This is a genomic window from Paraburkholderia lebeckiae, assembly GCF_014201005.1.
Classification (GTDB): Bacteria; Pseudomonadota; Gammaproteobacteria; order Burkholderiales; family Burkholderiaceae; genus Paraburkholderia; species Paraburkholderia tuberum.
The window spans coordinates 1-11,764 of record NZ_JACHDK010000040.1 but is presented as its reverse complement, the minus strand read 5'-3'; the positions used below and the strand labels follow the sequence as shown (position 1 = coordinate 11,764).

General features: G+C 64.1%; 7 protein-coding genes and 1 pseudogene. All 8 read left to right on the top strand.

Annotated features, from left to right (window positions below):
* Entirely contained in the window at nt 1-474 is a 474-nt protein-coding gene (locus HDG39_RS33255) for a hypothetical protein (protein ID WP_184012365.1), read from the top strand.
* Nucleotides 471-1,514: a hypothetical protein gene (locus HDG39_RS33250; RefSeq protein WP_184012363.1), complete on the top strand. Its 1,044-nt coding sequence runs from the start codon at nt 471-473 to the stop codon at nt 1,512-1,514. The genes HDG39_RS33255 and HDG39_RS33250 overlap by 4 nt, the downstream gene beginning before the upstream one ends.
* Before the next feature lie 11 nt (nt 1,515-1,525).
* Nucleotides 1,526-2,809: a hypothetical protein gene (locus HDG39_RS33245; protein WP_184012361.1), complete on the top strand. Its 1,284-nt coding sequence runs from the start codon at nt 1,526-1,528 to the stop codon at nt 2,807-2,809.
* Nucleotides 2,810-2,822: 13 nt separating this feature from the next.
* Entirely contained in the window at nt 2,823-3,497 is a 675-nt protein-coding gene (locus tag HDG39_RS33240; RefSeq protein WP_184012359.1) for a glucosaminidase domain-containing protein, read from the top strand.
* 1,126 nt (nt 3,498-4,623) lie between these two features.
* A complete protein-coding gene (locus HDG39_RS33235; protein WP_184012357.1) occupies nt 4,624-10,584 on the top strand; it encodes an LPD38 domain-containing protein in 5,961 nt (1,986 codons plus the stop codon).
* Nucleotides 10,585-10,673: 89 nt separating this feature from the next.
* A complete protein-coding gene (locus tag HDG39_RS33230; protein WP_184012355.1) occupies nt 10,674-11,189 on the top strand; it encodes a hypothetical protein in 516 nt (171 codons plus the stop codon).
* Complete coding sequence (locus HDG39_RS33225) at nt 11,189-11,494, top strand: phage holin family protein (protein WP_184012353.1); 306 nt, start codon at nt 11,189-11,191, stop codon at nt 11,492-11,494. Before HDG39_RS33230 ends, HDG39_RS33225 begins: the two co-directional genes overlap by 1 nt.
* A pseudogene (locus tag HDG39_RS33220) lies at nt 11,491-11,764 on the top strand (hypothetical protein); the annotation flags it as partial. The gene HDG39_RS33225 and the pseudogene HDG39_RS33220, both read left to right, overlap by 4 nt.

Genomic DNA, 11,764 nt, shown 5'->3' with positions numbered 1-11,764 from the left:
TTGAACGCAAAAATTTACGCGCAGCAGGACTGCAACTATCGGCACATCACCGACACGATCAACATGCTCGCCGCCGCGGTGCACGAGGTGAATCCGGATGCACAGCCGGACCCGGTCAAGGCGCTCCAAGCTATCACGCTTGCCGTTACGGGCGCGCGCAAGGATCTGTACTTTGCTGTCGCGGAGGTCAATGGAATCACTGCAGGCTTCATCGGCGGCGCTCTTTCAAATTTTGCCTTCGAGGATCGCACCTACGGGCAGGACATCCTGACGTATGTGCTTCCCGAGCACCGGGGCACGACGGCGGAACGAGATCTCTCTGAGCAATTCGTCGGCTGGTGCTTTGGAATGGGTGCGTCAGAGGTGCGAGGCTATCTGACGAATATCGAGAACGCCGAGCGTTTCGCACGGGCAGCTACCCGCTATGGCTGGGAAACGCAGGGCACGATTATCGTTCGCAAGCGAGGTGAATGATGGGCGGTGGCGGCGACGCGGTAGCGATTACCAACTGGTCGCAGATGCAGGACCCGTTGGGTCAGGGTGTCCAGTACGGTGTCAACCAGGTCTGGATGAACCAGCAGGCGAATGCGAATCAATGGGCCGCTCAGGCGAAGGCCAACGATGACGAGTGGCGCAAGCAGCAGGCGGACAACGTCAAGAAGTGGACGGATCAGCAGAACGAGTGGCGCATCGCGTGGATCGTCGCGCAGGCCGCGTACGCTGCGGCGCAAACCCTGCTCGCCAACAATGCGCTGGAGGCCGCGAAGGATGCAGCGGAAAAGCAATACGACATCGCCGACCGCCAGCAGACTATCGCCGAGCAGGAATATGCGCGCTATAGCACTCACTTCGCGCCGTGCGAGGACGCTACCATCGACGAGGAGTGCGCGCGCCCCGAGTACGTCGAACCAATCGAGGACCAGGCGAACCGCGCGATCGTTGATATCCGGCGCCAGTTCGGTATCGCTCGCGCGCAGGCACAGCGGCGCCGGAACCGCTACTGCATCGGTGCCGTGATCGCGATCGATCGACAGCTATCCATCGACGAGGCGCGAACCAGCGCTGAGGCGAAAGAGCGAGTGCGGCGCTTCCTCGAGGAGCGGCAGGAATCGCGCCGAGACAAGTTCTTCAATCGCAAGATCCAGCTCTTCAATATCGGGCGAAACATTCAGGCCTCGTCGGTCACCGAGTTTAATGCAGCTGCTGCGGGCTTCGCGCGCGGTACCGACATCGAGCTCGCCGGTCGTAACCAGTTCTATGGCGCGATCCTGTCGAGCCTTGGTGGCCTGATGGGTGCCGGTCTGTCGATGGTCGGCGCGCCGACGGGGTTCGGCTCGACACAGGGCGGCCGCACCAGTTCAAGCATCGGCGGCTCTAGTTCTTTCTCGTCGGCGGTCGGATTTGGCGGCGCCGGTCTCATGGGGCCCGGCGGGCTCGGCTATGGGTTCGGCGCGTCGAACGGCGGAACGCTGTGGGACGCCAATACCCTCGGTCCATCGTCGACTTTCGCTTGAGGTAAAACGCAATGGGTTACTACGGCATCGCCGACTTCGCGGGCGGTTTCAACAAGGTGCGCGACGATTCGCTGACGTCTGGTTTGAGCGCCGCAAACAAGATGCGCGACCGGTACCTCGCCGACTATCAGATGCCCGAGAAGATGACGGCGTCCGACGCGAACGCGACGGCGAACTCGATCAGGTACGACACGCTGAACACTGGCTACAACGACATGGTGCAGCACGGCGTGAACAATGCGTCGTTCAATGCGCAGCAGTCGGGCGTCAACCTCGACAAGCTGGTCGCGGAGCAGTCAATCCAGAAGCTCCGCGCGCAAGCGGCGCAGCAGGGCATGACGAACCCGGCCGACATCGCCCGATATGTGTTCTCCAATTTGCCGCCTGAGCAGGTCGCGGCGAATCCGTACCTCACGAATGCTGCGCTCGAACAGCAGCGCGCCGCGGGTCAGGTGCAGGCCAATCTGGGTGGCGCGCTTGGCGGCACGCTCGGCGCTGGAATGACGACCCAAGGGCTCAACGACGCCGGCTATGGGATCACGGCGAGTACTGACGAGAATGGCAACCTCATTTACACGGATGCAAACGGGAGCCGCTCGACTCCGTTTTCGCGCGGCGGTCAGATCCCTGCTGCCGTGGCATTCGGCGGCAACGTCGATCCAATGGCCGCTTATTACGGGAATCTGGACGCGATGGCCGCCCAGTCGCAGTGGAGAAACGATCAGCTCGCGCAGCGCGATCGATACGACCAGTTGCGGTACGGGAATAGCGGCAGCGGTGGCGCTGGCAACGTCCGAATTTTGCAGGCCCAACTGACATCGTTGCAGCGTCTCTACACATCGCAGAAGGGCAACCCTGTCGAACAGGCGAAGACCCTACAGCGCATCAATCAGGTCTTGGGTCAGTTGCAGGGCCAGCCGGCCGGGGCGCCCGCTGGTACGGGTACGTCCGGCATGAATGCAATGTATTCGACGGCGCCAGTAGCCACCGCTTCGAACCCGTTCGGTTATCCCGATGAAACGGCTTCGCCCGCTCCATCGTTGCCGCCGGCCGCTTCTGTTCCCCCGGTCTCGCCCGTTGTGTCGGGCACTACCGCAGCGGCGCCGACGGCCGCGCCGCTAACGATGAGGCAGTTGCAGGCGGCGGCCGAAGCTCCGCAGCCGGTCTATCTGAATGCGCTACGCGGCGCGGGGCAACTACCGGTGATATCGGATGCGGCCCAACGCGTTCCGTCCGCGCCGGGCGGCTTGACCGCCAATGACCTGGCGCTGCTGAAACTGCTTCGCGGCAGTTGAGGAGAACGCAGCTATGGCCGACAACCAGCGCGCTCGATTCGTTCAGCAATACGGACCCGTCGCAGATCGGGTCGCAGCACAGACCGGCATATCTCGCGATGTTCTGCTCTCGCAATGGGGGCTTGAGACGGGATGGGGCAAATCCGTTATTCCGGGCACCAACAACCTCGGAAACATCAAAGACTTTTCGGGGCGTGGTGTGCGCGCTCGCGACAACATGACGGGCAGCCGGGACGCGTATCGCGCCTATGCGACGCCGGAGGCATTCGGCGACGACTACGCATCCTTGCTCACCCGCCGTTACCCCGGCGCGCTCGGCGCTGGCGACGACGTTATGCGCTTCTCGTCGGCCTTGAAGGGCGGCGGCTATGCGGAAGATCCCAGATACGTCGACAAAATGGCCAGCATCTATGGGAGTTTGACCGGCGCGCCGACGGCAGGACTCGGCGCCAATGCACCGACCGATTATCCGATCGACGCGGATGCGCTGTATGGAATCGCGCCGGCGGCAGGTCCAGCGAGCGGGCCGAAGATCGCGAAGATCACCACGGCGCCCGGCGCGATTTCGAAAAGCATGGCGTCGCAACAGACGCAACGACAGGACGCAGCACCAACCACCGTCGCGCAGGCGCCTGACTACTCCGCATGGATCGACAACTATATCCGTAGCATCGTGAACAATGCCTGATACCACTTTGAACCCATACAACATTGCCGAGGAAGATACGGCAGGCCGGCTGCAGGCGCTCGGCGTGCTGACGCCGTATCAGCCACCCGCGCCGCCGCCGCCGATCGCTGCCTATGGCCTCGATCCGTCCGACACACAGGCGCAGGGTCCGCAGCAGATGGGACCGGCTGCGCCGACGTGGGATGCCTATAAAGCGGCGAACAACTTCGATGCGACGGACTACGCGGCGAAGCAACAGATCTGGAACAACTATCGCGACAAGGTAATCGGCGATATCGCAGCGGCGCACGGCGAAGATCCGGACACGCTGCGCGCCTACTTCGACCAGCGCTCCGCCGGCGACAAGCCGAAGGCGCCGACGCGCTCCACGGCTGAATTCGTTGGCGACACTCTCAGCACGCCTATCAATGCGGCGCTACGCGGCGTCAAGTCGATTTCCGATTTGGCGAGCCCCGGCAACGCCTTGTCGCGGGGCATTCAGGGCGTGGTCGACGAAAGCGAGGCGAATCAATCGGCAGTCGTTCGTGATGAACGCGCACGCGTGGCGCGCGAGGTGGCCGCCGACGAGGCGCAAGGCGGTACCGGGATCATGCCGACCATCGCCGGCATGGGGCGCAGTCCCCTTCAAACTGCGGGTAACGTCGTGGGCGGCCTTGCGCCCGCCCTTGTCGCGGGCGCGGTCAGCGGGCCGGCCGCACCGGTTGTTGTTCCGGCAGTCCTCGGCGCGCAGGGCGGCGGCCAGGCACGCGGTCTGATCTACGACAAATTGCAGAGCACGCCGGACGCCTCGTTGATGTCGCGCAGCCCCGCTTATGCGCAGCTTCGCAACTCGGGAATGGACGAGGCAGACGCAAAAGCCGAGCTCGCCGGCATCGCACGAAATTGGCCCGAAGTCTTCGGTAGCGCGCTGCTGGGCGCGGTGACGGGGCGGATCGCACCGGTAGAGCGCGGCCTCGCCGGCTTGACCACGGGACTGCAACGCCCCGCGGTGGCCGCGCTGGAAGCGGCCACGAACGCTGCGCAGAGCGGCGGCACTCAGCTCGCGTCAAACGCCGCAATCCGTAACTTTCTGCCGGACCAGTCGCTGACCGAAGGTGTCGCGCGATCGACGGCGGAAGGCGCAGTAATGGGCGGCGTGTTGGGCGGCACGATCGGCGGTCGACCGCATGCTGCTGCCGAGACCACCACAGACAGCGCGCCCCCCGCCGGCGCGTCCGCTGATCCGCTTGCGCTGCCCGCTCCGACATATCGCATTGGCGCTCCGGACGCGCCACAGGGTTTTGCGATGGGCGAGTCGCAATACAACGCGACGCCTGCCGACGTGCAGGCGATCCTCGACGGATTGCCCAAGATCGTGAACCGCGATTACATCGGCAACCACCTGACGTCCGATCTGCGGAACGGTACGCTCGAGCAGACAGCACAAATGCAGAACTCGCTGGGGCGGGCCGCGCAGCGCCTGCTGTCTCGTTTGCAAGAGCAGGCACAACCACGCAAGCTCGAAGCGCCGGACGCGACGCCGGCGCTGCCGTCGCCAGATATGACCGATGCCGGCAGCGATCTCGTCGTCGACGCGACGGGCGATGTCGAGCCGCAGACGTATCAGCAGGCGGCCGACGCACGCGCCGCGCGTCAGTCCGCGCTCGATACCGGTTTGACGGCCGACGTCCGGAAAGCGCAACAGGCCCGCGATGTCGCCGACACGCAAACGGCTGTTGTTGCCGACGAGGCCGCGCCGCAGGAGCAGACGCCAGACGTCTCAAGGCAGACCGCGCCGGTTGATGCGGCGCCGACGGCGGCTGAGGATTCGACGAAGGCCGCTCCCGAGTTCACGGCGGCCGGCGATCCGACGCTCGCATCGGTGCGCGATTTCGTCGACTCGCTTCCATCCGAGCAGCGAGCTGGTATGGTTGACGAAGACGGAACGCCGACGCGCGCTGCCGTCGATGGCCTGATGGCGTCGGCGTTCAAGCGCGGGTATGGCGAAACCGATCTCCCGCGCCTGTATTCGCATGCGATCGATAGCGAGTCGCGCGCCCTGCTCGGAGGCGTGGCCGCAGCGGCAGACTCAATGCAACATCTGCGCGATGCCGGCGCGCTGGACGTGCGCCCGATTGTTGCCGACGCGGCGGCGCTGATCGTGAACGCACGGCGCCGCGGCGTTGCCCCCGAATCAATCGAAGCCCCCGCCGATGTCCATGCGATGGCGCAGGCGATCGGCGAGCACGCCGGATCGGCGGAGGTCGCGCAGGCGCTGCGTCGCGTCGCGGAGTTCGCGCGCACGGAGGCGGAGAAAGTTCCATCCCAATCACTGGAGACAACGAATGAAACCGGAAGGCCGCAAGATTTGGGGCTCGCCGCAGGGCGTGAGTCTGCTGCGCCGCGTGATGCACGGCAAGGCGCTGACACCGCAGGACGTACAGACCGTCGACCTGCTGAAGCGGTCGGCGGCGAACAATCCAGCGAAGCGATAGCGCCACGCCCGGCACCGAAACGCATTCAGGATCGCGTCGCCGAGCGCCAGCGTACGCGCGCGGCAGCGGCGAAGGCGACAGTCGCTGCTGAGTCGCCACAGACCAGCCCGAAGCCCGAGACGTTGCGCCAGCGTGTCGAGCGCCAGCGCGCCGCCAAAGCAGAAGATGAACGGGCACAGCGCGCCGCGGACCAGCGGGCCGAGGCGGACGCGCAGCGCTCCGACTTCAGGCTGACTGGTAGCGATCGCGATGCTGATCGCGCCGCAGCCAACGGGCAGGATCCGCTGTTCTCAAGTGATCGACGACGATCCGACACAACCGCACCGAACCACGAAGCCCCTCCACGCGAGGGGCTTTCTGTTTCTGGACGCATGACGGGTGACGCCGTTCGCCGCGCAATCGAGCGCGATACGCACGGCCATCACGTCGACGTCTATGACACGCTCGCGGACGCGCCGGAATATGTGCGCCGGCAGGCCGAGGCCGAGGGGGCGCACGACGTCGAGGGCTTCTTCGATCCACGTACGAATCGTGTCGCCCTCATCGCCGGCAATATTGCCAGTCCCGCCCGCGCGCGCGAGGTCGCACGCCATGAATTGATCGGGCACTACGGGCTCGAAAACATGGTCGGCCGCGACACCATGCGCGAGCTGACCGGCAGAGTCATTGCAGCCGAGCGGCTGGGGAACAAGGCGTTCAGGGAGATTGGCGAGAAGGTCGACCGTACGCAGCCCGGTTTGCCTGACCAGCGTCGCGCCAAGGAAATGATCGCGCTCATGGCCGAGCGCAACATGCAGAACAGCGTCGTGCGCCGGGTGATCGACGCGGTGCGTCAGTTTCTGAAAAGAGCCGGACTGCTGCGCGGGGACGTGACAGATGCACGCGTCGCGTCAATGCTTCGAGACGCACAGCAATATCTCCGTGAGCGCGGGCGATCGCTCAACGGCGATGACCTGGCGACTGAGTTTTCGACTTCGGGCAGCGCGCCGACACTGCGCAACCTCAGTATTGCGAACCGGGAAGCGTTGCGGAGAGCGTATCGGGAGGCCGCGACACAGAAGCCCGAATTCGACCGGACCGTCCACGGCATCGCGGAGGCGCTGGGCGGTTACGCTGAGACGCCGGATCTGAAGGGGCGCGACCGCGCAATCGACAAGATCGTCAACGACTACGGCGGCGACGCAACGCAAATCAAGGATGTGCTGCGCGGGACCATCGTCACGCCGAACGTTGAGGCTGCACGTGAGGCCGTCCGTCGCATTGGGGAGCAGTTCGAAGTGGTCGGTTCGCACCGGGACAGATTGAGCGCGGGTAGCGCAGCGCAGCATGACGGTTATCGCGACGCCAAGTTCAACGTGCGCGTCGGCAACGTCACCGCTGAAATCCAGGTCAGCATTCCCGAGATGATCGCGGCCAAGAGGCAGGCGCATCCGTTGTATGTCGAACGTTCACGCCTCAGGCGGGATATGGAGTCTGCAGGCGTTACGCCTGAACGTACGACGCAGATTGCCGGACTGGACCAGCGGATGCGCGAGATTTACGACGCCGCGTGGGATCGAGCGTCACGCACAAGCGAAACAAACCGGTCCGGAGAAACTTCGTCGCCGTTGCGGGATGCTGAGTCGGATGAAAACTTGCGCGGTGGATCGGTGTCCCACGCCGCCGAATACATGCCGGCCGCAGGTTCGCCGACGGAAACAGGGATGCCTTCGACGTCGAAGAATAGTGCCTGGGGCGAAAGCGTCGAGGCGTCAGGAAGAACTGAACGTGCCATAGGTAATACCTCCAGTGACACAGAGAGTATAGCCGACGGCGAGCCCGCAGACTTCTCGCGTGCCGGGCCGCGTCAGTCGTCGGCGCCCCAGGTAGAACGCAAGCCGACATTCTGGGAGAACATGCGCGCCATGTCGCGCAATCCGACGGCGGCGAGGGGCGCAGCTCGCACGTTCCTCTCCGAAGGCGGATCCGCCGCGCAGCCGAAATGGCTTGAGACCGTCACGACGTCACTGTTCGATCATCTGAATCCGCTCGAGCAAGTCATTCGGCGCGCCGGCAATACGGAATCAGGCCGGGCGCTGCGAAACACGATGCGCCTGTTTCAAGGGGCGACGGAAAAAACGCGACAGGACTTCGAGCGGCAGAATGTAACGCCGGCCATGAAAGCGCTGCGCGATGCGTACAACCGTGATTTCCGGAAGCTGGACTGGTACGCGGACCGGCCCGGCGACGAGGGACATCAACAGTTCCTCATGGATATCGGTACGGTCGGCAATCTGGTGAAGCATGGCCGCGAGCGCAACGCAGAGATCGCGCGCAAAACTGAGGGGCGGCAGCTCGACGGCTCAGGCAGAACTAATGAGCAGATCGACGCGATCGAGCGTGACATTCGAAGGGACGCGCCGGGACTGGTCGAGTTTTACGAGAAGTTTTATCGGGACCACCTGAAGCCGATGCTCGACTACAGCGATCGCACGCTCCGTGACGCTGGACTGCTGACGCCGGAAATGGAAGCAGGGCGCCCGAAGTACGAATGGTATGTGCCGCTCAGAGGCGACCCCAACGCGGCCGAGGGTGACTTCTCTGGGCCGGGCGGCGGCGGCCTGAAGGCCCCGAAAGAAAAGCAGGCAATGGGCCGCTCGGGCACGCTCGCGGACAACGTGCTGCAGAACGTGTTCGAAGCCGGCGACAGCGCGATTCGTCGCGTCGGCTGGCAGCAACTCAAGCGCGACTTCGTGCGCTTCCTGAAGGAGAGCCCTGGCGCCAAGGTGCTGCTCGGCGCGAAGGTCAACGACGCGCCGAACCAGTTCGAGATATTCGAGAAATACGTCGGGCAGGACGGCATCGTGCATCAACGCGTGAAGCCGAGCGCTGCGATGTCGCCGGAAGCGCTCGTGCTGCGCGACGGCAACCACACGACCATTGTGCATATCGGCAACCGGAAGGTGCTTGACGCGCTGCAGGGCGCAAATCGCGCGCAGATCGACGGCGTGTTCTCATTGCCGCAACGGGCGACGCGTCTGCTATCCGCGATCTATACACGTTACAACCCGATGTTCCCGCCGATGAACAAGCTGCGGGACGTGCAATCCATGATGTCGCTGGTGATGGCGGATGCACCGACCGACGACAAGATCGGCGCCGTGCGGCGCGCACTCGCCAACAACGTCGTGTTCACCGCGGACTGGCGTATGAAGCCGGGCGGCGAGTATCACAAGTGGGCGGAGCGCTACGAAAAGCTCGGTGGCTCGACGCTGTATCAGGACCTGTTCCGAGACGACACGATGAAGAACCTGGAGAACGAGTTCGGCAAGATGGTCGGCGCGACGACAAAGTTCAAGGCCAAGGCGGCCGCCGGGAAGATCGGCGACTTCATCGACCGCGTGAACGAGCACATGGAAATGTCATCGCGCGTGTCGCTGTTCAAGGCGCTCGTCGAGTCAGGCGTGCCCGAGAAAGATGCAGCGCTGTACGTGAAGGACACGATGAACTTCGAGACGAAAGGCAAACTCGGCCAGCAGCTCGGCGCGATCTACACCTTCGCCGGCCCTGCGCTGTTCGACGCGCGTCGCATGGCGCAGGCGCTGCGCACGCCGCGCGGCGCGGCCGTGATGCTGGCGCATTACGCGCTGATGTACAGTCTCTACGGCGCGCTCAAATCGATGGGTGGCCAGGACGACGACGGCGTCGACAAGCTCAATAAGGTGCCGCTGTCGCAGTCTGGCCGCTTCCTCACTATGATCGACCCGAGCGATCCGGACGGGCGCGGCTTCAAGTTTCCAGTGGGTTTCGGCTTCGGTCGGATCGCGCTGACGCTCGCGGCCGCGACGCATCGCTATGCCGACGGCTTGGACGACCTCGGGACGTTCGCGGGGAACGTAGCGAAGGATGGTCTGCTGTCGAATTTCTCGCCGGTCGATCCCACGGACGTTGACCCTTCGAAGGATATGGCGGGCTGGGTGATGCAGCAGTTCATGCCGAGCATCGCGAAGCCGCTTCTGCAACTCGCCTTGAACCAGACCGGGCAGGGCAGTCCGATTCACAAACCGGACGAATGGACTGGCAACAAGCTGAAATTCCAGCAGGCGTGGCCGCAGACGTCGAAGCTGTTCCGCGACGCCGCACAGCAGCTGTACGACACCACCGGGGTTGACGTGTATCCGGAAACCATTTCGCACCTTCTGCGTAGCTACGGCGGCGGCGGGGCGCTCGACGCAATCAAGGCATTCGAGGCGCTGGGCGAGAAGGCGGAAACCGACAAGAGCTTGACCGACATTCCATTGGCGCGCACGTTCGGATCCGGGCCACTGCGTGAGGACATGGTGCAGTTCCGGGAGCGATCGAAAGAGGCCGATCGACTTGTGAACGAGCGAAAGTACGCTGAGGAGCAGGGCACGCTCGATCGGTTTGACGAGGCTCATCCGAATGTCGAGAAGGCAGCGGCGATGTACAAGGCAGCTAACGGCGAAATCAAGACGCTGTACAGGGAGGGGAGAGCTGCGCAAGAGATCGGGGACGTTGCCGAGCGCCAGCAGCGCGTGCGCGACGTGAGCCGGCGCATTCGCGCTATCCAGATGCAGGTGAACCGCGCGCACCGCGAACTCGCGGCACAGTAAAAGGATTGTGATTTTTAGCGACCGCCTTCGGGCGGTTTTTTCGTTTACGGCCGCCATTGTGCGGCCGCTTCTATTTGTGGGGAACAGCAATGTCACTAGACGATGTGATCAGGGACGCCATCGCGCCGGCGCTCGCCATCCTGCCGTCCGCGATGGACTCGAGGCCCGCCCGCGTCATGCTGCTCGCGATCGGGCTGCAGGAAAGCCACTTCACGGCTCGCCGGCAGATGAACGGTGGTCCCGCCCGCGGCTTCTGGCAGTTCGAGCAGGGCACGGCGAAGTCGCACGGCGGCGTGTGGGGCGTCTATCTGCACGATGCGAGCCGCTACTGGCTGAACGTGCTGTGCGAGGCCCGTCATGTCGGGTTCGATCCTGTCTCGATCTATAGCACGCTCGAACATGACGACATCCTCGCGGCCGGCGTCGCGCGGCTGCTGCTCTTCACGGACCCGCCGAAGCTGCCAGCGGCCGATGATACGGCTGGCGCGTGGGCGGTCTATCTACGGACGTGGCAGCCAGGCAAGCCCCGGCCCGAGTCATGGCCGGAGTTCCATCGGCAGGCTGTCGACGCTGCGGGTGCCTATCGGAATGCAGAGGAGGCCTGATGCAACTGAACGAGCACGAAAAGGAACTGGTGATGCTGCTGGGCCTTGGCGCGGTGATCGGCCTTGGAAAGCTGCTGGCCGGAGGGGAGGCGATATCAGCCCGACTTGTCGTCGGTCGAATGATTATCGGTGCAGGACTGTCGGCGAGCGCTGGGGCCGTACTGATGATCTTCAAAGAGATGCCACCGACAGCGCTGGTCGGCATTGCGTCCGCAATTGGCATTCTCGGGCAGTCTGTACTCGAGGCGGCGGTGCAGAAGTTCGTTGGCAAGCTGCCCGGCGATCGCGACGAGGGGAGCAGATGAACTGGAAAGCACTTATCGCGGTTTTTGTGCTCGGCTGCGGTATTGCCGGCATCGCGCAGCAATGGCGGCTCGGCGCGCAGATCGCCAGCGCTGGGACTGATCTTGCGAACGCTCGGCAGCAACACGAGGCCGAACTGGGAGCGATCTCCGATATGGCCGCCTCAGCGGCCGACGCCGCGCTCGCAGAAACCGTGCGCGCAGCGTCGGCTGTGGCCGCAGTCGAACAAACCTACCGAACGGAACAAACCAATGCTCAAAAGACGATTGATA